At 63.1% G+C, this 22,901-nt stretch carries 18 protein-coding genes; 7 read left to right on the top strand and 11 right to left on the bottom strand.

Annotated features, from left to right (window positions below):
- Positions 1-48: 48 nt before the first annotated feature.
- The 3 genes from BLW50_RS21985 to BLW50_RS21975 form a co-directional block, all read right to left on the bottom strand.
- Positions 49-435, bottom strand: a complete 387-nt coding sequence (locus BLW50_RS21985; protein WP_090706601.1) for an RNA-binding S4 domain-containing protein — start codon at positions 433-435, stop codon at positions 49-51.
- Positions 432-3,719 carry a helicase-related protein gene (locus BLW50_RS21980; RefSeq protein WP_090706598.1) on the bottom strand — a complete coding sequence of 1,096 codons (3,288 nt, stop codon included), beginning with the start codon at positions 3,717-3,719 and terminating at the stop codon, positions 432-434. The genes BLW50_RS21985 and BLW50_RS21980 overlap by 4 nt, the downstream gene beginning before the upstream one ends.
- Positions 3,720-4,361: 642 nt before the next feature.
- Positions 4,362-5,177, bottom strand: a complete 816-nt coding sequence (locus tag BLW50_RS21975; RefSeq protein WP_170850288.1) for a DUF3108 domain-containing protein — start codon at positions 5,175-5,177, stop codon at positions 4,362-4,364.
- A gap of 358 nt (positions 5,178-5,535) precedes the next feature.
- Between BLW50_RS21975 and rpmB the strand changes: the two genes are divergently transcribed.
- Positions 5,536-5,829, top strand: coding sequence for a 50S ribosomal protein L28 (rpmB, locus tag BLW50_RS21970; protein ID WP_090706593.1), 294 nt, complete (start codon positions 5,536-5,538; stop codon positions 5,827-5,829).
- 128 nt (positions 5,830-5,957) lie between these two features.
- Here the strand turns inward: rpmB and cobT are convergent, their stop codons facing one another.
- From cobT to BLW50_RS21955, 3 genes are all read right to left on the bottom strand, one after another.
- Positions 5,958-7,895 carry a cobaltochelatase subunit CobT gene (cobT, locus tag BLW50_RS21965; protein ID WP_090706590.1) on the bottom strand — a complete coding sequence of 646 codons (1,938 nt, stop codon included), beginning with the start codon at positions 7,893-7,895 and terminating at the stop codon, positions 5,958-5,960.
- Between the two features lie 162 nt (positions 7,896-8,057).
- A complete protein-coding gene (cobS, locus tag BLW50_RS21960) occupies positions 8,058-9,047 on the bottom strand; it encodes a cobaltochelatase subunit CobS (protein WP_090706588.1) in 990 nt (329 codons plus the stop codon).
- A gap of 87 nt (positions 9,048-9,134) precedes the next feature.
- Positions 9,135-9,737 carry a J domain-containing protein gene (locus BLW50_RS21955; protein ID WP_090706586.1) on the bottom strand — a complete coding sequence of 201 codons (603 nt, stop codon included), beginning with the start codon at positions 9,735-9,737 and terminating at the stop codon, positions 9,135-9,137.
- 192 nt (positions 9,738-9,929) lie between these two features.
- Here BLW50_RS21955 and BLW50_RS21950 point away from each other — a divergent pair, with 192 nt between their 5' ends.
- A complete protein-coding gene (locus tag BLW50_RS21950) occupies positions 9,930-10,208 on the top strand; it encodes a BolA family protein (RefSeq protein WP_090706584.1) in 279 nt (92 codons plus the stop codon).
- Positions 10,209-10,233: 25 nt separating this feature from the next.
- On the opposite strand, the gene BLW50_RS21945 is transcribed toward BLW50_RS21950, so the two are convergent.
- Both BLW50_RS21945 and BLW50_RS21940 read right to left on the bottom strand, forming a co-directional pair.
- Complete coding sequence (locus BLW50_RS21945; RefSeq protein WP_139267703.1) at positions 10,234-10,551, bottom strand: hypothetical protein; 318 nt, start codon at positions 10,549-10,551, stop codon at positions 10,234-10,236.
- A complete protein-coding gene (locus tag BLW50_RS21940) occupies positions 10,548-11,714 on the bottom strand; it encodes an acetyl-CoA acetyltransferase (protein WP_090706579.1) in 1,167 nt (388 codons plus the stop codon). Before BLW50_RS21940 ends, BLW50_RS21945 begins: the two co-directional genes overlap by 4 nt.
- A gap of 215 nt (positions 11,715-11,929) precedes the next feature.
- On the opposite strand from BLW50_RS21940, the gene BLW50_RS31270 reads away from it, so the two are divergent.
- From BLW50_RS31270 to BLW50_RS21915, 5 genes are all read left to right on the top strand, one after another.
- Positions 11,930-13,474 carry a D-alanyl-D-alanine carboxypeptidase family protein gene (locus tag BLW50_RS31270; RefSeq protein ID WP_090706576.1) on the top strand — a complete coding sequence of 515 codons (1,545 nt, stop codon included), beginning with the start codon at positions 11,930-11,932 and terminating at the stop codon, positions 13,472-13,474.
- A gap of 10 nt (positions 13,475-13,484) precedes the next feature.
- On the top strand, positions 13,485-14,648 hold the full coding sequence (locus BLW50_RS21930) for a CobW family GTP-binding protein (protein WP_090706573.1): 1,164 nt from the start codon (positions 13,485-13,487) through the stop codon (positions 14,646-14,648).
- 150 nt (positions 14,649-14,798) lie between these two features.
- Entirely contained in the window at positions 14,799-16,091 is a 1,293-nt protein-coding gene (locus tag BLW50_RS21925; RefSeq protein WP_090706571.1) for a GNAT family N-acetyltransferase, read from the top strand.
- A 72-nt stretch (positions 16,092-16,163) separates the two neighbouring features.
- Positions 16,164-17,396: an FAD-dependent oxidoreductase gene (locus BLW50_RS21920; RefSeq protein WP_090706569.1), complete on the top strand. Its 1,233-nt coding sequence runs from the start codon at positions 16,164-16,166 to the stop codon at positions 17,394-17,396.
- 111 nt (positions 17,397-17,507) lie between these two features.
- The gene (locus BLW50_RS21915) at positions 17,508-18,659 is read left to right on the top strand and encodes an AAA family ATPase (RefSeq protein WP_090706567.1); all 1,152 of its coding nucleotides are present in this window, start codon (positions 17,508-17,510) and stop codon (positions 18,657-18,659) included.
- A gap of 370 nt (positions 18,660-19,029) precedes the next feature.
- Here BLW50_RS21915 and BLW50_RS21910 read toward each other — a convergent pair whose 3' ends face one another.
- The 3 genes from BLW50_RS21910 to BLW50_RS21900 all read right to left on the bottom strand — a co-directional run bounded on the left by BLW50_RS21910 (position 19,030) and on the right by BLW50_RS21900 (position 22,861).
- Complete coding sequence (locus BLW50_RS21910) at positions 19,030-20,640, bottom strand: AMP-binding protein (RefSeq protein WP_090706564.1); 1,611 nt, start codon at positions 20,638-20,640, stop codon at positions 19,030-19,032.
- A 10-nt stretch (positions 20,641-20,650) separates the two neighbouring features.
- A complete protein-coding gene (gene argJ, locus BLW50_RS21905; RefSeq protein WP_090706562.1) occupies positions 20,651-21,898 on the bottom strand; it encodes a bifunctional glutamate N-acetyltransferase/amino-acid acetyltransferase ArgJ in 1,248 nt (415 codons plus the stop codon).
- A gap of 102 nt (positions 21,899-22,000) precedes the next feature.
- A complete protein-coding gene (locus tag BLW50_RS21900) occupies positions 22,001-22,861 on the bottom strand; it encodes a peptidylprolyl isomerase (RefSeq protein WP_090706559.1) in 861 nt (286 codons plus the stop codon).
- Positions 22,862-22,901: the final 40 nt, after the last annotated feature.

Raw genomic sequence — 22,901 nt, 5'->3', positions numbered from 1 at the left:
TCGGCAGCCTCTTGGCTGAATGCGTCGGCGATTGCAACCCTGATCATCTTAATCAACTTTGCCAGAGCCGAAGATCGCGTCGTGGCTTCGGCGCTCCTTCTTCGTCGGCCGGCCCGTTCCCCGCTCCCGCTCGCCAAATTCTGGCGTCTCATCGCGCGCGGCGGGCGGTGGCGAACAATCTTCATATAGGGTGCGCGCCTCCTCATAGGGACCCCGCCGGACGCCCGGCGCAAGAACTTTGAGGATACGCACCTGGCGCTCCAAGGCGATCGTCAGAACATCACCCGGACCGACAGGCTTGGCTGGCGCATCGGCCTTGACGCTGTTCACGCGCACAAAGCCATCCATCACCAGCTTCGCCGCCAAGGTGCGAGATTTAACGACGCGGGCGAACCACAGCCACTTATCCAGCCGTTGCCGCCCGGCAATCGTCACCTGCTGCGATCCTTATTCTCCAGCTGCTCCTTCAACGCCGCCAGCTTGGCGAAGGGCGAGTTGGGATCGGGCTGCCGTTCTTTCGGCTTCGGCCGCTCGAAGCGCTGATTCTGCGGACGCTGCTGATCCGGCCGGTCCCGACGACCTTCGCCCGGCTTCTGACCGCCGCGCCCTTCGAATTTCTTCTTGAAGCGATCGCGGCCACCGTCGCGCCGCTGCTGCTGCGCCGGCGCTTCCGCGCCATCGACAGGCGCAGCCGCCACGCCAGCCTCGGGAGTGCCCGTTTGTCCGTCGGAACGTCCCTGCGGACGCGGGCCCCTGTTGCGGCCTTCGCCACGCCCCTCGTTGCGACCTTCGTTACGTCCCGGTCGGCGCTGGGTGAAATCGAATTTACGCGGCTCATGCCGACGATGCGGCGTCCACACTTCGATCATCGGGTCTTCGGCGACGACGTCTGGGGCAGTCTCGGCCGTCTCAACCGACGCGTCGGCGGTCGCAACCTCAGGCGAAGCCACCACGGCGACTTCACCTTGCTCGGCCACCTCAGCTTGCGGCACGGCTTCCGATTCGGCTTCAGCCACCACGTCCGCAACGGGCTCCGGCGCTTCCACGACGGCTTCCACCGGCGCGGCCTCGACCGTCTCCGACACAGCCTCGACCGCCGGCGCTTCCGCGCTCACGTCAGCAGCTGCCGGTGCATCCTCGGACACAGCGGCGGCTTCGGTCGCGGCATCCGTCTCCGCTGCGGCTTGAACCGGTTTGACCGGCTCGGTCGCGGCCTTGGGAACCAGCGGCACGGTGATCGCCGGCCCCTTGCGCTGCTGCGAATGATAGCCAAGCGAACGCAGGATCGACGCGAAGGTTTCGCCCGAACAGCCCGCGAGCGAGGTCATCGCCACGGTGACGATGAAACCATCGCCATCGGCCGTGCCTGCCGGCGGATCGCCAGCCGTGGCGCCGGGACGATAGGCAATCGCCGGACGGACCAGATCGGCCAGACGTTCGAGAATATCGACGCGCACGGCGCGGTCGCCCGAAGCGCGGAAACCGGCCGCCAGATACAGGCCTTTCGACACATCCTTATCGACGGCGAAGGACGTGCGCCCCGAGGACGCCAGATGCGCCACTTCGTCGAGCCCCTTCATCGTCTCAAGACCGCCGTGCTTGAGCGCCCACAATTGCGCCGCCAGCGAACGCGGCGCCGGCTTCAGCAATTGCGGCAGGTAGATATGATAGGCGCCGAACCGCAATCCCAGCTTGCGCAAGCTACCGCGCCCCGCTTGGTCGAGATTCTTGATCTCGGCGGCTGCCCGCTGGCGTTCGAGCACGCCCAGCGATTCGGCCACCTGAAAGGCGATGCCCCGGCCGATGCCTTCAAGGCCTTCGCCGGCTTCCAGCTCGAACAAGGGACCAAGCAATTTCTTGACATGCTGCGCCAGCCACAGATCGAGCCGGCGCTGCACGGTTTCAAGCGACGCGCCGCTCAGCCGTTCGTCGGCGAGCACGCGCACGACCGGCTTCAAGATGTGATCGCCGGCGGCGATTTTACCGACCACTTCGCCGAGCCAGCGCAAGGTGCCGTCGTTGGCGAGCACGAAGGCATCGTCCACCGCATCGCCGACGCGCGTGGCGCGCCCGTCGATCTCGCTCGCCAGCGCCTTTTGCGCCGCCGCGTTGAGGGTCTTTTGGACCTCGCCCTCGGCCATGGGATCAGCCGTGAAACGGAACCCCTGCAGGCTGCCGACATGCTGCCCCTCGACAAGCACATCGCCTGACGTCGTTACTTCCGCTTCCAGCATTGCGTTCTCTCTCAGGCGGCGCATCAGCACGCTGGTGCGCCGGTCCACAAATCGATGGGCGAGCCGCTCATGCAGCGCGTCCGAAAGCCTGTCCTCTACCTGACGGGTAATCCCCTGCCAATGCTCGGGATCCTTCAGCCAGTCAGGACGATTAGCGATGAAATTGAAGGTGCGTATCTGTGCAATACGCGCCGACAATGTGTCAATCTCACCATCCGTGCGATCAAAAGTCGAAAGATGGCGTTGAAACCAGTCTTCCGGCACTTTTCCCGCCCGAACGATGAAACCATAGATGGTCAGCACCAGTTCCGCATGGGCGGCGGGGGATAGTTTGCGATAATCGGGGATCTGGCATGCGTCCCAGAGACGCTCCACATCTTTGCGGGTGGCAGCACTCTTGCGAACGGTCTCGTCCCGCGACAACACGTCGAGAACCAGAACATCCTCTCCCAGCGGCGCCCGCGTCAAGCCCTGGGCCGGCGGCTCCCGCTCCAAAGAGGCCTGCAAGGCGCCGATGTGAGCAAAATCGAGCTCCGAATTGCGCCATTGCAGGGTGGTCAGGGCATCAAATCGGTGATTCTCCAGCGCCTCGACCAATTCCGGGTCGAAAGGCGCGCACCGCCCGGTGGTGCCGAAGGTGCCGTCATTGGTGTGGCGGCCGGCCCGACCGGCGATCTGAGCGAACTCGCTGGGGTTGAGCCGGCGGTATTGCCAGCCGTCGAATTTCCGATCGCCGGCGAAGGCGATGTGGTCGACATCGAGGTTGAGGCCCATGCCGATGGCATCGGTGGCGACGATATAATCGACCTCGCCGTTCTGATACATCGCCACCTGGGCATTGCGGGTGCGCGGGCTGAGCGCACCCAGCACCACGGCGGCGCCGCCCTTATGGCGCCGAATAAATTCGGCGATCGCGTAAACCTCCTCGGCCGAGAAGGCGACGATGGCGCTGCGCCGCGCCAGGCGCGAAATCTTGCGCTCGCCGGCAAAGGTGAGATTCGACAGCCGCGGCCGCGACACAATGACCGCATCGGGAATCAGCCGTTCGATCAGCGGCCGGATGGTTTCGGCGCCGATCATCATCGTCTCCTCGCGGCCACGCCGGTTGAGCAGACGATTGGTGAAGACGTGGCCACGATCAAGGTCGGCGGCGACCTGGATTTCGTCCACCGCGACGAAATCAACGTCGAGATCGCGCGGCATCGCCTCGACGGTGGAAACCCAATAACGCGGCCGCTCGGGCTTGATCTTCTCCTCGCCGGTGATCAGCGCCACCTGCGCCGGACCGACCTTGTCGACGATGCGGTTGTAGACTTCGCGCGCCAGGAGCCGCAGCGGCAGGCCGATAATGCCGCTGGTGTGGCCCATCATGCGCTCGATCGCCAGATGGGTCTTGCCGGTATTGGTCGGCCCCAGGACCGCCGTTACCGGCCGGGAGCGAAAAGGCGGAAGGCCGGCGCGACCCGCCGGCAGCGGAACATTCATCGAAACGAACCTGCGGCACGATGCCGAACAACGGAAGCGGGTTGCCCCGCCGGACCCTGCCGGAACAGCGCCGGTGTATCATGCTGCGACGGCGGACGGGCAGATTTCTTCAGCATTCGAACGGGGCGGGAACGAATCGGCATCGAATCGGCGACTCTTCCTGAGTCTTCTTTTGTTCCCCACAAGATTTCGTTCCGACCCATCCAAGAATTACTATGTATTGTGAATCGGCTCGACTCGAGACGCGATTCACTAGACTCGCGCTCGACTGTCGGACGGACTCCGAGCCGCTGTTCTGTCAATCGATTTTCCACAGGGACCAGAACATCCACCGTTTACCTCCAGTACGCAGCACGAACGTAACCGGCACGAATCGCTGCATCCCGACCTTTCCCGCCCCGTTCACGCCATATGTGGGTGGCCAGACGCTCCAATACCACTAGCTGGAACATTGCAGAGCTTAGGGAATAGGGGTTTGAAATTGAAGGCATTAACGATTGCGGTCGATTTGGGACGGCCGCGCCTGGCCGGGGGACCGCGCGGGCGCGCCGCTTGAGCCGCCATGAGAAAACCCGCCGGCCAAGATAGCCAGCGGGTTCGCAAAAGACGGACGGTTCGACCGGCCAGTGAACCGGTGAGGTGTTAACGGGTCGAGGCGGTGGTCGAGGGCGAGGTCTGGAAACGCGTCGCCTCAATCACCAGCATGCCGATCATGGTAGCGACGGTGATGCGTATCGGCGCCAGCGCCCGCGCTTCTTCAAGCGGCGCCAGCCAGACTTCCATCTGCTTGTTCTCGGCCATGAACCGGGTCGCCTCCCGATCGGGGCGATGGCCGGAAATCGGCCGGTAGCGGGCGGAGCACACAGCCACCGGCCCGCTATAGCCAGCCACATCCATATGGCGCGTTCCCACATAGGACAGCGGCACGTCGAAACGGGTGATCCCGTCATAGATCGGAATGGTACGGGCGCAGGCCTGGGGGCCAACGAGCGGTCCCGGCGTGCTGACCGGCATCACCAGCGCGCTCAGCGGATCGATGATGCCGCGCTTCTGCGCCTCGGTCACCGGAATGCGATCGGGATACGGATCGGCTGGCGGCACGATTTCGGCGGCACTGACCGTGCCGGCGTTCAACGCCATGCGGACCGTGCGGGTTTCCTTGGTGTTCTGCGAGGCGCTGGCATAGGTCGCCGGCAGCACCCGGCCCTTGACGATGGCGCCGGTGGAGGTGGCGCCGCCCTCGGATTTGGTCAGCGCCGAGGCAATCCCGGCAAGCTTGGCCGAAGCCTCAAGCCGATAGGCGTTCTGCTCGATCGTGCCGACGAGACCGGCGGTTCCCAAGGTCAGGCCGATGATACGAACCGAATAGGCCGCGTGCAGCGTTTCAGCCTGGGCGCTGGCACAGGGCAGCGCCAGCGCGGCCAGGGAAAGCGCGGCAAGAATCTGCCCCCTAGGCAAAATCGTCTTAATTTTGAACGCCCTGCTGATCATGAAGTTTTGAACCCGATGCTGTTGTCGGATTTGAAACATCTTATAGCTTACACTTCGTAAATTCGTCGGATTCAGGGCCGATAAGCCGCCGATCCAGCCGACGTGTGGCTTTACGGCAGCTTTTGATCCAGCTTTGTTGCCGGCCTTTGTCGCCAAAGCCTTGACGCCACACCGCCCCTTCTACTATAGAGCCGCGACCCAATTCCGGCGAACCCGGAACGATTGCGGTTTGTCGCGCCTTCCGTTCAGTCGTAGACAAAGGCATCCGCCCGCCGGCGGCGTTCTTGAGGCTATCGTCTGTCGTAGCGTTTGAAAGGAATATCCTATGTCGCGCCGTTGCGAACTGACCGGCAAGGCAGTCCAGGTTGGCAATCTCGTCAGCCACTCGAATATCAAGACCAAGACACGGTTCCTGCCGAACCTGTGCAATGTCACGTTGATCTCCGACACGCTGCAGCGTTCGGTGCGCCTGCGCGTCGCCGCCGCGGCTCTGCGTTCGGTCGAACATCGTGGCGGCCTCGACGCCTTCCTGCTCAAGGCGCGTGACGCCGAGTTGTCGCAGGGCGCGTTGACCCTGAAGCGTGAAATCGCCAAGAAGCAGGCTGCGGTCGCAGCCTGATTTCAGCGACATCATCGCATTAAAAAAGCCCGGTCTCGCGACCGGGCTTTTTTGTTGGCGGAAAATACCGACACCTCTGTGTCAGCGCTTCTCATCACTGCCTTGATGACACCAAGGCTTCCGTCACATCACTTCGGCCGCGCCGGCTGCTGCGCCATGCGCGCCGCGCGTACCACCTGCGGCGAAGGGATGATCGTCGCTGGACCAGAATCCTCGTCGAACAATTCAGCCAGCTTCTCCGTCATCGCGCCACCAAGTTCCTCGGCATCGACGATCGTCACGGCGCGACGATAATAACGCGTCACGTCATGGCCGATGCCAATGGCGATGAGCTCGACCGGCGAACGATTCTCGATTTCGTCGATCACCCAGCGCAGATGCTTTTCGAGATAATTGCCCGGATTGACCGACAGGGTTGAATCGTCGACCGGCGCGCCATCGGAAATCACCATCAGGATGCGACGCTGTTCGCTGCGCGCGAGCAGGCGACGATGCGCCCAATCGACCGCCTCGCCGTCGATATTCTCCTTCAGCAAACCTTCGCGCATCATCAGGCCGAGGTTGCGGCGCGCGCGGCGCCACGGTGCATCGGCTGACTTGTAGATGATGTGACGCAGATCGTTAAGCCGGCCCGGATTGGCCGGCTTGCCGGCCTGCAACCAGGCTTCGCGTGCCTGCCCGCCCTTCCACGCCCGCGTGGTGAAGCCAAGGATCTCCACCTTGACGCCGCAACGCTCGAGAGTGCGCGCCAGAATGTCGGCACAGGTCGCGGCAACGGTGATCGGTCGCCCGCGCATGGATCCGGAATTGTCGAGCAGCAGAGTGACGACCGTGTCGCGAAAGTTCATGTCCTTTTCGCGCTTGAACGACAGCGGCTGCTGCGAATCGATGATGACGCGCGACAGACGTGCGGGATCGAGGATGCCCTCTTCGAGATCGAACTCCCATGAACGATTCTGCTGCGCCATCAGCCGGCGCTGCAACCGATTGGCGAGACGCGCGACAATCGACGACAGATTGCTGAGCTGCTTATCGAGATAGGCGCGCAGACGCTCCAGCTCTTCCGGCTCGCACAGATCTTCGGCATGCACGGTCTCGTCGAACTTGATCGAGAACGCCTTATAATCGGGGCCGCGATGTTCGATCGTGCCATGGGTCGGCGGACGCTTGTTCTCGGACGCTTCGTCGGCGTCGCCCATGTCGGCGTCCTCGGGCATTTCGCCTGATGGGGCGTCTTCCGCCTCCATCTCGCCGTCTTCCATGTCGTCGGAGGCGTCGTCGGTCTGGTCCATCTCGACGGCCTCGCCGGTCTGGTCCTGCTCGCCCTCACCTTCCGCGTCCTCGGGCTTGGCATCGGGCTCGGAATCGCCCTGCTCGTCGCCGGTTTCGTCCTGATCCATCGCACCCTCGTCGAGCATTTCGAGGGACTGCAACAATTTATGGACCACCTTGCCGAAGGCGCGCTGATCTTCGATGGAAGCGCCCAGCGCATTGAGATCGGCGCTGGCGCGATCCTCGATGATCGGCCGCCACAGATCGACGAGCTTCTGCGCCGCCTTGGGCGGCGCAAGGCCGGTGAGCCGTTCGCGCACGATCATCGCCACCGCATCTTCCAGCGGCGCATCGGCGCGATCGGTCACATCCGCATAGGTGCCGCGATGATAGCGGTCTTCCAGCATGGCCGAGAGATTTCCAGCCACGCCCTGCATGCGCCGCGAGCCGATCGATTCGACCCGCGCCTGCTCGACCGCTTCAAAGACAGCGCGCGCCGCCTGATTGGTCGGCGTCAATCGGCGATGCATATTGGCATCGTGACAGGCAAGTTTCAGCGCCAGCGAATCAGCATGGCCGCGGACGATCGCCGCTTCCTGCACGGTGAGCTTGCGCGCCGGCTCCGGCAACCGCGCCTTCGGCGTATCGCCGCCAACGAGCGAGGGACGTTCGGCCGCGAAGGTCACTTCCAGATCGCGCACGCCTGCCATGGCGCGCATGCAGCTCGCCACCGCGCGCTTGAACGGCTCCTGCGGCGCTTCGCCCTTTGTTGCCGGTTTGCGATTGGAACTCATGAAATGGCTATCCCATTACCGCCCGCACCTAGCACGGTGCGGACCCTGTGTTCTCGCCTCGACTGGAATTTGGTTCTGATCAAATCAGAACCAAACTCGTTTTCGTCTGGATGCATTTTCCACGCGAACCGGCGTCCGCTTCGCTCGAAAATGCTCTGAGCCTTAGCTCAGCGCGACATTCACCGTGCTCTCGGGCAGTTCCTGTCCGAAGGCGCGCTGATAGAACTCGGCGACGAGGGCGCGTTCGAGTTCGTCGCACTTGTTGAGGAAGGTCAGGCGGAAGGCGAAACCGACATCCTTGAAGATATCGGCATTCTCAGCCCAGGTGATCACCGTACGCGGGCTCATCACCGTCGACAGATCGCCGGCCATGAAGGCGCTCCGGGTGAGATCGGCGACGCGCACCATCTTGTTGACGATCTCGCGGCCTTCCTTGTCGCGATAGTGCGGCGCCTTCGCCTGCACGATGTCGACTTCCTTGTCGTGGGCCAGATAGTTGAGCACGGTGACGATCGACCAGCGATCCATCTGCGCCTGGTTGATCTGCTGCGTGCCGTGATAGAGGCCCGACGTATCACCGAGACCCACCGTATTGGCGGTGGCGAACAGGCGGAACGCCGGATGAGGTCTGATCACGCGGCTCTGGTCGAGCAGTGTCAGGCGGCCGGACGATTCGAGCACGCGCTGGATCACGAACATCACGTCCGGGCGGCCGGCGTCATATTCGTCGAACACGAGCGCGATGTTGTTCTGATAGGCCCAGGGCAGAATGCCGTCGCGGAATTCCGTGACCTGCTTGCCTTCCTTCAGCACGATCGCGTCCTTGCCGACGAGATCGATACGGGAGACGTGGCTATCGAGGTTGATCCGCACGCACGGCCAGTTAAGGCGCGCGGCGACCTGCTCGATATGGGTCGACTTGCCGGTCCCGTGGTAGCCGGTGACGATGACACGGCGGTTGCGGGCAAAGCCAGCGAGAATGGCCAGGGTGGTCGGTCGGTCGAAGATGTAATCCTCATCGAGGTCCGGCACATAAGAGTTGGACGTCGAATAGGCCGGCACTTCCATGTCGGAATCGATATTGAACAACTGGCGCACGGAAACCTTGATATCGGGCAGGCCGTTCGCTTCTTTCGTATCCGCTTGCATCATTCCTCCAACGCCGCACGCTAATGGCGCGTGCGCGCACCCTGAAAGGCCTCAAGCCATGAGCCGGAAAATCCAGCGGTCCCAATAAACTTACGCGAGCTTGACGCTGCGCAGATGCTTATAGGCCTGGATGATCTCGCGCAATTTGTCCTCCCGAGACCGGTCGCCGCCATTGGCGTCCGGGTGGAGGCGTTTGACCAGTTCTTTGTAACGCGCCCGCACGGTTTGTGCATCGGCTGATTCTTCAAGATTCATCACCGCCAAGGCCTTGGCCGAAGCCACGGGCAGGCGCGGACGCGCCGGTGCGGCCTGGGCCCGCTCACGGGCCCGGAACAGGCCCATCGGGTCGACAAACCCGGTCGGATCGACCCCGTCCTCACGAAATCCATTGCCGCCGCCCTTGGCGCCCATGGTCCAGGTCGGGCGATGGCCAATGATCGCCTCCTTCTGGTACCGGGCGACATCGTCGTCGGTCATCCCTTTGAAATAGTTATAGGAATTGTTGTACTCGCGGACATGGTTCATGCAGAAACAGAAGTACTGTCCCTCCCGGTCGCGCCCCATCGGGGCCCGGTGGTCGCCCGGGAGATCGCACCCAGGATGGTCGCAACGGATACGCGCCGGCTCAGCCGGCCGCGCTGGCGCTTCCGCCTTAGTCCTGATCCGATCGAAGAGTGGCGAATTGAGATTCATGCTCGAAACATTAGGTACGTGGAGGGGCTGCGGCAAGCACTGTCGGGCCCGGAAGCAATAAATGGTGTTGCGCTGCGAAAAAGGCAAAGCAGGGATGCAAAAATGACGAGCTCCTCTGCTACATTTTCCCGCGACGCCCGACCTGAGACGCCGGCCTGAGCGAAACACCAGACCCTAGAATGGAGATACGAAGTGACGGTTAAGGAAACGATGGTCGCGAAACTCACCGCTGCGCTCGCGCCGGTGTCCCTCGACGTCATCGACGATTCCGCGAAACACGCCGGGCATATGTTGCATCCCGGTGGCGTCGAACCGCGCGGCGAAACCCATTTCACGGTGCGCGTCACCGCCGCGGCCTTCGCCGGCAAATCACGCCTGCAGCGCCATCGCCTGGTCAACGAGGCCCTGGCGCAGGAACTGAACGACGGCGTTCACGCGCTCGCCATCGAAGCCAGAGCGCCGGGGGAATAATATTCGCGAATAATTTCGCGAACGCTCACCCGCAAGTGCGCTTGCCGTCCGCCTTGCAGCGGAATTTTTCGGCAAGCTTGTTGGTCTCGCGGATGACGTTCTCCATCTGGATCGTCAGGCACGTGCGATAGTCGAACGTCGCCTTGACGAAACGCGCCATCTCCTCGTCGCAGGCTTTGCGCGACGCCGGCTTGGTATAGGTATCGTTGTCATCGACACAGACCGGGCGCACCGGGCGCGGACAAAAATCGAACGTGCCGGGCGGCAGGTTCGGCATGGTCTGCGCCCAGGCCGATGATGATACGACAAGCGCGGCAAGCGCCGCGCTAATCCATAGTCTCACCTGACCCGCTCCAGAATGCTGACATAATTGGCGACGGCGGCGCCGCCCATGTTGAAAATGCCACCGAGCTTGGCCCCATCGATCTGCATGTCGCCGGCCTCACCGCACAATTGCATCGCCGTCAGCGCATGCATCGACACGCCGGTGGCGCCGATCGGATGGCCCTTGGCCTTCAATCCACCGGACGGATTGACCGGCAGCTTGCCGGTTTTCGCCGTGATGCCATCGGCAACGGCGCGCGCGCCCTGCCCCGGCTTGGTCAGGCCCATCGCTTCGTATTCGATCAATTCGGCAATGGTGAAACAATCATGGGTCTCGACGAAGGACAGATCGGAGAGACCGATCCGCGCCTCTTCCAGCGCCTTGCGCCAAGCCAGCGCGCAGCCCTCGAAGGCGATGATGTCGCGATGGGCGCGCGGCAGGAAATCCTGCACATGCTGCGTGGCGCGGAAGGCGACGGCGCGCGGCATCGTCTGCGCGGTTTCAAGATCGGCGATGACCAGTGCCGCCGCGCCATCGGAAACCAGCGAGCAATCGGTGCGCTTGAGCGGACCGGCGACGAAGGGATTTTTGTCGCTTTCCTGCCGGCAGAAGGCAAAGCCCAGATCCTTGCGCATCTGCGCATAGGGATTGGCGACGCCATTGGCGTGATTCTTCGCCGCGATCATCGCCAAAGCATCCGACTGATCGCCATAGGCCTGATAATAGGCTTCAGCGATCTTGCCGAAAACGCCGGCGAAGCCAGCTGGAATATCGCCATCCTCGGGCAGATAGGAGGCGCGCAGCAGGTTGCGGCCGATCTCGGCCGGCGGCGTGCGGGTCATCTGCTCGACGCCGACCACCAGGGTCAGCTTGGCCCGGCCCGCCTCGATCGAGCGGATGGCGGTGTGGACCGCAGCCGAACCGGTGGCGCAGGCGTTTTCCACCCGCGTCGTCGGCTTGAAGCGCAGGCCGGGATCGGCCTGCAGCACCAGCGAGGCGGTAAAATCCTGCGCGCTGAAGCCAGCGTTGAAATGCCCCAGGAAGATCTCGTCGATCGCCTCCGCCGGCACGCCGGCATGGGCCAAAGCCTCGGAAGCCGCCCGAACCACCAGGCTTTCGACCGTTTCCGCATCATGCTTGCCAAACGGCAGATGCGCCCACCCCACGATTGCCGCACTCATTTCAGGCCTCCTCAGGCATATTCCCGGTCAATATACGCAAATCGGCCACAGTTTGGACAGCAATTACAAAGCTGACCTGTATGACGCGGCCGATCCCGCCTCATGCCAGCCGTTGTCGGATCGCTGTGGCCCGACTTTCATTTTAAGATGTTCGGGATTAGGACAGGCTTTCAGGCTGTTCGGCCCCCGTCCAACATTGCGATTCGGATCCCTGAATGAAACGCATCACTTTTGCGATCGTGGGCCTTCTCACCTGCTTCTCCGGCTCACTGTCTTCCGCCCAGTTCTCCCCCGCTTCTGCCACCCCGGCGCTCGTCATCGACGCCGCATCCGGCGAAGTCCTCTACCAGGAAGACGCGACCCGCCCCTGGTATCCAGCGTCCACCACCAAGCTGATGACCGTCTATGTCGCCCTCAAGGCGGTGCGCGACGGGCGCATGTCGCTCGACACACCGATGGTGGTGTCCAATCGCGCGGCGCGGATGCAGCCCTCGAAAATGGGCTTTAAGCCCGGCACCGAGGTCACGCTCGACAATGCGCTGAAGATCATCATGGTCAAATCGGCCAACGACGTATCCGTCACCGTCGCCGAAGGCGTGGCGGGCTCCGTGCCGGCCTTCGCCGCCGAAATGAATTCGGTGGCGCGCCAGCTCGGCATGCGCGAATCGCATTTCGTCAATCCGAACGGCTTGTATAACGACGATCATTATAGCTCCGCCCGCGACATGGCGATCCTCGGCCGCGCGCTCTATCGCGACTTCCCCGAGCACCGCGACCTCTACAGCATCGGTGCGTTGCAGCTCGGCCGCACGATCATCACCAATCATAACGGCATGCTCGGCCGCTATCCCGGCGCCGACGGCATGAAGACGGGCTTCGTCTGTGCCTCGGGCTTCAATGTCGTCGCCAGTGCGACGCGCGGCGGCCGTCGTCTCATCGCCGTCGTCATGGGCTCGCCCAATGCGAAGGCCCGCACTCTGAAAGTGATGTCGATGCTCGACGCCGCTTTCATGGGCCAGACCAGCGGCGGCGGCAATGTCGTGTCGCTCGCTGATGCCTCGGACCCGAACCCGCCGAACATCCGGCCGGAAATCTGCGGTCGCAATCGCAACCGCGGCATCGAGGAAGATTTCGGCATTCCGGTCGCTGGCGATCCGTCGCAGGCGACGGCGGCCAATCAGAACGACAGCGCAGCCTCCTTCTTCGCTGCCGACCGCGCGCGCGCCATGGCGCCCGTCGCCGCCTTCGCCAGCTCCGGCATGGATCTGGGGCCGCGCCAGGTGTTCCAGCCCATCCCGATCTACCTCGGCCGTGCGCCGGGCTGGAGCGGCACTGTCGCCCATGCCAACGATGACGAGGCCGCCGATCCGGCGGCCGACAATCCGCGTGGCAAGAAGAACGCCGGCCGCCGCGGCCGCGCCGTCGCGACAACGACCACCGAACCGGCCGGCGAAACGCTGGCGAAACCGACGAAAGTCGGCGCCAAGCCGGCCAAGCCCAGCGCCAAAGCAGCGGCCGCCAAGCCGCTCGACCTCTCGGGCAACGCGCAATCCGCCAAGGTCGACAAGACCAAAGGCGTGAAGCCCCAAGCCACTGCAAAGCCCCAAGCCACTGCAAAGCCCCAAGCTGGCGCCAAACCGCAGGCTGGAAAGAAGCCTGAGAAAAAAGCCGAGAAACCAAAACCGGCGGCCGCCAACACCACCGCCGACAAGAAGAAGCAGCTGAGCGCCAGCAGCCGCGCCACCGACAAGGCAGAATGACCTTACTGAGATGACCTCAGCTCTCCAGCGCCGTCCGCCGCCTCCGGTTCCCCTTACCGTCCTGACCGGCTTCCTCGGCTCCGGCAAGACCACTCTGCTCAACCGGCTGTTGCGCGATCCAGCGCTCGCCGACACGCTCGTCATCATCAACGAGTTCGGCGAGATCGGTCTCGATCATCTGCTCGTCGAGAAGATCGACGGCGACATGCTGATGATGGCCTCGGGCTGCCTGTGCTGCACGATCCGTGGCGATCTCGTCTCGACGCTCGAAGATATTCTCAAACGCCTCGACAACGGCCGCCTGAAACCGTTCGCGCGCATCGTCATCGAGACCACCGGCCTCGCCGATCCAGCGCCGGTGCTGCACACGATTATGTACCATCCCTATCTGATGCTGCGCTTCCGCCTGCAGGGGATCATCACCACCGTCGACGCCGTCAATGGCGCATTGACCCTCGACAATCATATCGAAGCGGTGAAGCAGGCCGCCGTCGCCGACCGCATCGTGCTGACCAAAGGCGACATCGCCAGTCAGGCGGCACGCGCTGACATCACCGAGCGCCTGCGCCGGCTGGCACCCTTCGCCACGATCATCGATGTGAACGAGGCCAAGGCCGCCAATCTGTTCGACACCGGCTTGTGGAACCCGAAGTCCAAACATCCTGACGTCACCAAATGGCTGAACGCCGAGACACACGCGGCCGAATCGGATCATCACGACCACGATCATCATCACCATGATCACGGCCACGCGCATGATCATGCCCATCATCGCCACGATGTGAATCGTCACGACGCCAGCATCCGCGCTTTCTGCCTGACCAGCCCCGCCGCACTGGCGCCCGGCGCCTTCGACACCTTCATCGAAATGCTGCGCCAGATTCACGGCCCCAATCTGTTGCGCGTGAAAGGCATCCTGGCGCTCAGCGACGATCCCAACCGGCCGGTGGTGATCCACGGCGTGCAGCACGTCTTCCATCCGCCGCAGCGGCTCGACCGCTGGCCCGACGACGATCATTCGACGCGCATCGTCTTCATCGTCCGCGATCTCGAGCCCGACCACCTGCGCGGCCTGTTCGCCGCCTTTTCGGGCGAATCCCGGATCGATACGCCCGATGCGGCGGCAACCGCCGACAATCCCCTGAATCCCCGTCCCGGCGGCCTATTGCGCTGATTTTAACCAACACCGGACCTTTCCCCGATCATTGGCCCGGTTCTTGTCCCTTTGTTCGGTGAACGACGTTTATACACAGCATCCGTGCCAAAATGGCACGACCTGTCCAAGTTCAACGTGGGGGCGCCGGGTAGCCCGGCGGAGTTGGGTATGGGTGCAGATTCGCTTCCCTTCGGGATCAGGCGGCGCCGATCAGCGGCGACGGCGTCCTTGGCCACCAATCTGACGATTGCCGATTTTGGCCGGGCGACCGCCACGCCGCTGCTGCTCGAGCGCGCCAGCAGCCCCGCCGCCAAGCCGACCCACGTCGATCTGATCGACTGGACGCAGGCGATGAACATCGTGAGCGAATGGGACGATCTCGCCCGTCGGGCCCTCGACCGCAATATTTTCATCGAACCAGCCTTCGCCACGTCCGCCGCACAGCATTTCCCCGAGTCGCAGCGACCGATGTTCCTCGTCGTCCACGATCCGCGCCCCGGCGCTGTGCCGGGTCGCCTCATCGGCCTGTGTCCCGTGCACATGCCCAAGCGCGGCCGCCACGCCGTCGTCAAATCCTGGCGGCCCCCGCAAATGGCGCTCGGCACGCCCTTGCTCGACAGGACTTTCGGCTTCGAGGCGCTGGACCTCATGCATCGCTGGATGGCGGCTGTCTGGCCGAATGTCTCGGCAATGCTGTTCCCCTCCGTCCCGACCGCGACGGAAACGGCGCGCTTGTTACAGTCGCACGCCCAAGCGCGGCGGCTGCAATATCATCACTTCGACAAGCATCACCGGGCGGTGCTGCACGGCGGCATGGACAACCATCGCCTGCTTGAGGCGGCCATGCCAGCCAAACGCCGCAAGGAGTTGCGCCGACAGCGCCATCGCCTCGAAGACAAAGGCACGCTGACCTATGTTTCGGCCCGCGAGCCGGAAGACGTGCGCGACGCCATCGAGCGTTTCCTGACGTTGGAAGCGCAGGGCTGGAAGGGCCAGCGCCACACCGCTTTGCTCTGCGATCCCTCGCTCGCCACCTTCACCCGCACCATGACGCGCCTCCTGGCGCATGAGGGCCGCTGCTGGGTCGACAGCCTCGAGATCGACGGCAAACCCATCGCCATGGGCATCGTCCTCTTCGCCGACGACACCGCCGCCTTCTGGAAGGTCGCCTATGATGAAAGCCTGGCGGCGCTCTCACCCGGCGTGCATTTCACCCTCGACCTGACCCAGCGTCTGGCCACGGAAAAGGGTATCAAGCTGGTCGATTCCTGCGCCATTCCCGATCACCCGATGATCAACCGCCTATGGCCCGACCGCATGCCGATCGCTGACGTGATGATCAGCACCCAGAACGCCAATGCGTCGTTCCAGTCGCTTGTCTCGCGCGAGCTTACCCGTCGCCGCGCCCGCGCCTTCGCCAAGCATATCTGGTATCGCCTGCGCGGCCGTAAAGCCTCGTAAGCAGCTTTATTTAACGCCGCTTGCCAGCATCACGCTGCGCCCGCAGATTACATTCTTTGCGGGAGGTCTGCCGTGGCCAGTTCACTCACCACCCAATGCTGCATCGTCGGCGGCGGTCCGGCCGGCCTGGTGCTCGGCACCCTGCTGGCGCGCAGCGGCGTCGAGGTCATCGTCCTCGAAAAACACGCCGACTTCCTGCGCGACTTTCGCGGCGACACCATTCATCCACCCACCCTGCAAGCAATGTACGAGCTGGGCTTCGCCGACGAACTGCTGCAACTGCCACATGAGAAGATCCGTACCCTGCACGGCAGCATCAATGGCGAGGACGTCATCCTCGCCGACTTCTCACGCATCAACATCCGCTATCCGTTCATCGCCATCATGCCGCAATGGGACCTGCTGAATTTTCTGACGCGGAAAGCCAGCGCCTATCGCAATTTCCGTATCCTGATGCGCACCGAGGCGACGGAACTGATCCGCGATGGCGACACCATCGTCGGCATCAACGCCACCTCGCCTGACGGCCCCGTGACCATCCGCGCCGACCTGACGGTGGCGTGCGACGGCCGCGATTCTCATATGCGGGCGCAGGCCGGCCTGCAGCCGACAACACTCGGCGCACCGATGGACGTGCTGTGGTTCAAACTGAGCCGCCGCGCCAGCGATGATGCCGAACCCATGGGCCATTTCGACGCCGGCCGCATCTTCATCACCATCAATCGTAACGACGTCTGGCAATGCGGCTATGTGATCGCCAAGGGCTCTTTCGGCTCCCTGCGACAGCACCCCATTACCGACCTGCAGGAAACCATCGTCCAGATCGCGCCGATCTTCGCCGATCGCGTCCATGAGATCGGCAGCTGGGACGACGTGAAACTGCTGACGGTTGCCGTCGACCGCCTGCCGGTCTGGCACAAACCGGGGCTGCTTTGCATCGGCGACGCCGCCCATGCCATGTCGCCCATCGGTGGCATCGGCATCAATCTCGCCATTCAGGACGCCATCGCCACCGCCAATCTGCTGGCGCCGAAATTGCGCAGTCGTAGCATCCGGGAAAGCGATCTCGCTTTGGTGCAGCAACGCCGCGAATGGCCCGTGCGTGTCACGCAATGGGTGCAGGTGATGGTGCAGAACCGTATCATCGCACCGGCACTCGCCGACAAGCCGCGCGGGCGCGCGCCATGGCTCTTGCGCCACCTTCGCTACATCCCGCTACTGCGCGACCTGCCGGCTCGCTTCGTCGGCATCGGCGTGCGACCCGAACATGTGACGACGACGCCGCAGCCGCCCATCAAGAGGTGAGCATTTTCAAACGAAGCGAGCGCTGCGCTGCTGCGGTACAGATTACGCTGCTTCCAATAATGAATTATCGAAGTCTCCACCGGCGAGTCAGTTTCCACCGAAGGAGGTGTCTTGATCCATTCACTCGCAATTTCCGGCTACCGTTCCATCCGCGATCTTGTCCTGCCACTGGCACGCCTAACCATCGTGACCGGCCGAAACGGTACGGGGAAATCCAGCTTCTACCGCGCTTTGCGGCTGCTGGCGGAGGTTGCCCAAGGACGGGTCATAACCTCGCTCGCGACGGAAGGTGGATTGCCTTCGACCTTGTGGGCGGGACCCGAACAGATATCGCGTTCCATGCGGCAGGGCATTCATCCCATACAAGGTACGGTTAGGAAAAGCAGCGTCGCTCTCCGGCTTGGCTTCGCCGCCGAAGATTATGGCTACGCCATCGATCTTGGCTTTCCTGTCCCCGGTCGATCGATGTTCAATCTCGATCCCGAGATCAAAGCTGAAGCCGTGTGGGCGGGAGATGTCCTGAGCAAGCGCAACATGTTTGCTGCGCGGTCCGGCCCGGCGGTAACAGCTCTCGATCGCACGGGACGAAGGGTTGTTCTCATTCCGTCCCTTCCGCCCTACGAAAGCATGATGACCCATGCCGCCGATCCAAGGGAACTAGCGGAACTGCTGGTTCTGAGAGAGAGGATGCGCGGCTGGCGATTTTACGACCACTTTCGAACCGACGCGGAGGCGCCCGCAAGATCATCGCGGATTGGAACGCGAACACAGGCGCTGAGTTCGGATGGCGGCGACCTGGCCGCGGCGCTTCAAACCATCCGCGAAATCGGAGACAATCGAGGGCTGGATATCGCGATCGATGACGCATTTTCTGGGGCCTCGATCGAGATCAAGGAAAGCGGCGGCAAGTTCGATTTGTTGATGCATCAGCAAGGTCTGCTGCGGAGCCTCCGGGCAACTGAGCTATCAGACGGTACTCTGCGCTATCTGCTTCTCCTGGCCGCGTTGCTGACACCTAGGCCGCCCGGCTTGATGGTGCTCAACGAACCGGAAACGAGCCTACACCCGGACTTGCTGGCACCGCTGGCGCGCCTCATCCAGGATGCTTCGAAACGATGCCAGATCATTGTGGTCACTCACGCCGATACACTGGCGCAGACACTCGAGGCGGCGGGAGCGCTGAGTCACGAGCTCAAAAAGGACACCGGCGAAACCACTGTCGAGGGGATCAACCATATGGCGTGGCAGTGGCCAAACCGATGATCGCGTCTGTGTGGAAAGAACCAATAGCGTTTTTACGCCACGGCCTTGGTGTCATCCCGAATACGCAAACGGCGGCGGCGTGGCCGACTATCTAGAACAAAACAAGAACATAATTCCGCCGGCCTTCCTCCCTAATTTGAGCCCGACTTCATCGCGGCAGGCTTCGGGGAGAGTGGCTCTTGGATCAGGGAACAAAGACATCGAAGCCGCGCGGTCAGGCCGCAACCACCGTTTCGAGCCGAACCTGCCCCGCTAGCCACCCGCATAATCTCGTCAGAAGGGGGGGTGCCACGAGATTCTGAGGAACAACCCCATGCAAGGTGATTTTCCAGGTCACTTCGGGCCCGCCATGACGCGAGCCCGTGCGCAGTCAGTCTTTGTCGCGCAACAGGCGGCGCATGACCTTGCCGCTGGTCGTCATCGGCAATTCGGTTTCAAAAGCGATCTCGCGCGGATATTCGTGAGCCGACAGGCGCGTGCGCACATAGTCACGGATTTCGCCAGCCAGCGCATCGGAAGGCACATAGCCCTCGCGCAGCACCACGAAGGCTTTGACGATCTCGCCGCGCAACTCGTCGGGCTTGCCGACGGCGGCCGCCAGCGCGATGGCTGGATGACGCAACAGACAATCCTCGATCTCACCCGGCCCGATGCGATAACCGGCCGAGGAAATCACGTCGTCGTCGCGGCCGACGAAATGGATGTAGCCATCTTCGTCGCACATGCCCTGGTCGCCAGTGATCATCCAGTCGCCGATGAATTTCCTCTCGGTCGCCTCGCGATTGTTCCAGTAGCCCAGGAAGAGGGTCGGGTCCGGCCGCGCCATGGCGACCTGCCCCTGCTCGCCAACGGCGCAGACGCTGCCGTCGGCCCGCACGATCGCCACACGATGGCCGGGGATCGGCTTGCCGATGGCGCCACGGCGCGTGACGCCAAGCGCCGCGCTGGAGCCGAGCACATAATTGCCTTCGGTCTGGCCATAGAATTCGTTGATCGTCAGACCCAGCGCCTCATGACCCCAGTCATAGGTCTCGGCGCCCAGCGATTCGCCAGCGGAAGAAATCGTCCGCAGATTGAAAGCGAAGCGTTTGCGCGGCGCCTCGACCGCGCGCAGCATGCGCAGCGCGGTCGGTGGAATGAAGGCATTGCGGACTTCGGCCCGCGCCATCAGATCGAACGCCGCTTCCGGATCGAAACGCTCGAACTTGCGAGCGACCACGGGCACGCCGAAATAGAGCGACGGCAGCAGCACATTAAGAAGGCCACCGGCCCAGGCCCAATCGGCCGGCGTCCACATGCGGTCGCCCGGCTGCGGCAGAAATTCGTGGGTGAATTGCAGGCCAGGCAAATGGCCGATGAGCACGCGATGACCATGCAGCGCGCCCTTCGGCTGGCCGGTGGTACCAGACGTATAGACCATGAGGGCGGGATCGTCGGGCGTGCTGTCGACCGGCGTAAACGCGGCCGGCGCGGCCGCGATGGCTTTGTAGAAATCCACGGCGTCGCCATCATCACCATCGGTCGAGAGGATGATCTCGAGGCTGGCCGGCCGCGTGCCGGTGCGCAGTTTCTGCAAGCCGGCGTCATTGGTGATCAGCGCCTTGGCACCGGCATCGCGCAAACGATATTCGATCGCATCGATGCCAAACAACACCGCCAGCGGCACGGCGATGGCGCCGAGCTTGTAGAGGGCGAGATGCGCGACGGCGACATCGCTCATCTGCGGCAGCAGGATCGCGACGCGATCGCCGACCTTCACACCGCGCGCGATGAGCGCCTGAGCGAGACGATTGGAACGCTCGCGCAGGGCGCCATAGGAGACCGGCGCGAAATCGTCGCCACGCGCTTCCAGAATGGCGACGCGATCGGGCTCCCGCGCCGCCCAGCGATCACAGGTCGCAACGCCCATGTTGAAGCGCTGCGGCATGCGCCATTCGAAGGCGCGGATCAGCCGGTCGTAGTCGCGGATTTCAGGCAGCATCAAGCTTGGATCAGCTCCGGTAATCGCCGTTGATGGCGATATATTCCTTTGTCAGATCGCAGGTCCACACGGTGCCGCTGGCCTTGCCAACGCCGATATGGACACGCAGCTCGATCGCTTCGCCCCTCATATAGGTCGACACCTTCGCCTCGTCGTAGGAAGGATCGCGCAGGCCCTTGTGAGCAACGCGGATGCCGCCGAACCAGATGGCGAGCTTATCGCGATCAGCCTTCTCGCCCGCCTTGCCGACGGCCATGACGACGCGGCCCCAATTGGCGTCTTCGCCAGCGATCGCCGTCTTCACCAGCGGTGAATTGGCGATGGCGAAAGCCACCTTCTTGGCCGCTGTAGCGGTGGCCGCGCCCTCGACGATCACTTCGACGAACTTGCGACAACCCTCGCCGTCGCGCACCACCTGATGGGAAAGATCGAGCAGCACGGCATCGAGCGCCTTGCGGAATTCCAGCAAGCGGCGATCGGTGGCGCTGGCGATTTTCGGTGCGCCGCGCTTGGCGGCAGCTCCCGTGGCGAACAGCATCAGGCTGTCGGAGGTCGAGGTGTCGCTGTCGACGGTGATGGAATTGAAGCTGCCCTGCACCGACTTCGACAGCATGGCCTGCAAGGCCGCGGCGGCGATCGGCGCGTCGGTGAAGACATAGGACAGCATGGTCGCCATGTCGGGCGCGATCATGCCGGCGCCCTTAGCGATGCCGTTGATGGTGACTTCGACGCCGCCGATTTTGGCGCGCGCCGTGGCGACCTTCGGAAAGGTATCGGTCGTCATGATCGCGCGAGCGGCGTCGAGCAGACCATCCGGCGACGCCTGCTTCACCAGCTTGTCGAACACGCCCTTGAACTTGCTGGCGTCGAGCGGCTCGCCGATGACACCGGTCGAGGCGAGGAAAATCTCGCCCAACGGCGCGCCGGTGGCCTTGGCCGCCAGTTCGGCGGTGAATTTCGCCTGCTGCAGACCGGTCTTGCCGGTGAAGGCATTGGCATTGCCGGAGTTGACGACCAACGCCCGCGCCTTGCCGCCCTTCAGCTTCGAGCGGCACCATTCGACCGGCGCCGACGGGCATTTCGACCTGGTGAAGACGCCGGCCGCCTGGGTGCCTTTGTCCATCAGCGCCAGCATCACGTCGGTTCGGCCCTTGTAGCGGATGCCGGCCGCGGCGGTGGCGAACCGCACGCCCTCGATGGCGGGCAGTTCAGGATAGGATTTCGGCGCAAGCGGAGACACGGCGACGGACTGGGCCATGGAATTTTCCGGATTTCGGCCACGAAGGCCAGTTGGGCGAACGCCGCACTCCAAAACCGATCCGGCGCGCCAAAGCAAGAGGCAGAACCGGTTTCGGCGCGCCTATTTCTTTGGCTGCTCGGGTTTGGCGGCATCCGGCGCGGCTTGCGCCGGCTTGGCATCCGCCGTCATGCGCTCGATCTTGGCGGCGCTGCGCAGCTTCATGATCAGGTCCTGCTGGGCGCGCTGGACGACATATTGCGTCACCTGATCCTTCACCTGCTCGAAGGGCGGGAAGCTCTTGGTGCGCTTTTCCTCAACCTTGATGATGTGCCAGCCAAACTGGCTCTTCACCGGCTCGGAAATCTGGTTCGGCTCCATGGCGAAGGCCGCATTGGCGAATTCCGGCACCATCTGGTCCTTGGTGAACCAGCCGAGATCGCCGCCCTGGGAACCGGGGTCGCGCGACACTTCGGTCGCCACTTTGGCGAAATCTTCGCCGTCGCGCACGCGCTTCAGCGCCGTTTTCGCCTCCGCCTCGGTCTGCACCAGGATGTGACGGGCTCTGATCTCCGGCTCGCTGGTCTGCGCCTTGGCCGCCTGATCATAGACCGCCTTGAGGGCGGTGTCGGTCACAGCTTCCTTGCCCAGATTGGCGAAAAGCGTCTCCATCAGGGCCCGTTCGCGCATATATTTCAGCCGGCGCTGGAATTCGGCGCCATCGCCAAGCTTGTCGGCGTCGGCCTTGCGGGCAACCAGGATCATGTCGATCAGATAGTCGACCACATAGGCTTCGCGCTCGGCGCCTTGCAATTGGGCCGGTAAAGTGGCCCCAATGTCGTCCAACGCCAGTTTGACGTCATCGTCGGTGACTTCCTGACCGTCCACCTTGGCCAAAACCTTGGCTGTAGCCGGGGTGAGCCCTGCCAGAAAAATAGCAAGGCCGGCCGCGCCAAGCCACGGCCTAAAACGGTGAAATGTCATAGAAAGCTCCAGTAACGGCCATAGGATGGTAGGATTACTG

The sequence above is a fragment of the Beijerinckia sp. 28-YEA-48 genome (assembly GCF_900104955.1).
Classification (GTDB): domain Bacteria; phylum Pseudomonadota; class Alphaproteobacteria; order Rhizobiales; family Beijerinckiaceae; genus Terripilifer.
This window is presented reverse-complemented; position numbering and strand designations above follow the sequence as displayed.

What these genes read in the sequence shown, in the direction of transcription:
- BLW50_RS21940 (WP_090706579.1), bottom strand. Translation starts at nt 11,714, where the DNA reads ATGAGTGCGGCAATCGTGGGGTGGGCGCATCTGCCGTTTGGCAAGCAT.
- cobS (WP_090706588.1), bottom strand. Translation starts at nt 9,047, where the DNA reads ATGATGCAAGCGGATACGAAAGAAGCGAACGGCCTGCCCGATATCAAG.
- BLW50_RS21925 (WP_090706571.1), top strand. Translation starts at nt 14,799, where the DNA reads ATGGGTGCAGATTCGCTTCCCTTCGGGATCAGGCGGCGCCGATCAGCG.
- cobT (WP_090706590.1), bottom strand. Translation starts at nt 7,895, where the DNA reads ATGAGTTCCAATCGCAAACCGGCAACAAAGGGCGAAGCGCCGCAGGAG.
- BLW50_RS21900 (WP_090706559.1), bottom strand. Translation starts at nt 22,861, where the DNA reads ATGACATTTCACCGTTTTAGGCCGTGGCTTGGCGCGGCCGGCCTTGCT.
- argJ (WP_090706562.1), bottom strand. Translation starts at nt 21,898, where the DNA reads ATGGCCCAGTCCGTCGCCGTGTCTCCGCTTGCGCCGAAATCCTATCCT.
- BLW50_RS21910 (WP_090706564.1), bottom strand. Translation starts at nt 20,640, where the DNA reads ATGCTGCCTGAAATCCGCGACTACGACCGGCTGATCCGCGCCTTCGAA.
- BLW50_RS21980 (WP_090706598.1), bottom strand. Translation starts at nt 3,719, where the DNA reads ATGAATGTTCCGCTGCCGGCGGGTCGCGCCGGCCTTCCGCCTTTTCGC.
- rpmB (WP_090706593.1), top strand. Translation starts at nt 5,536, where the DNA reads ATGTCGCGCCGTTGCGAACTGACCGGCAAGGCAGTCCAGGTTGGCAAT.
- BLW50_RS31270 (WP_090706576.1), top strand. Translation starts at nt 11,930, where the DNA reads ATGAAACGCATCACTTTTGCGATCGTGGGCCTTCTCACCTGCTTCTCC.
- BLW50_RS21930 (WP_090706573.1), top strand. Translation starts at nt 13,485, where the DNA reads ATGACCTCAGCTCTCCAGCGCCGTCCGCCGCCTCCGGTTCCCCTTACC.
- BLW50_RS21955 (WP_090706586.1), bottom strand. Translation starts at nt 9,737, where the DNA reads ATGAATCTCAATTCGCCACTCTTCGATCGGATCAGGACTAAGGCGGAA.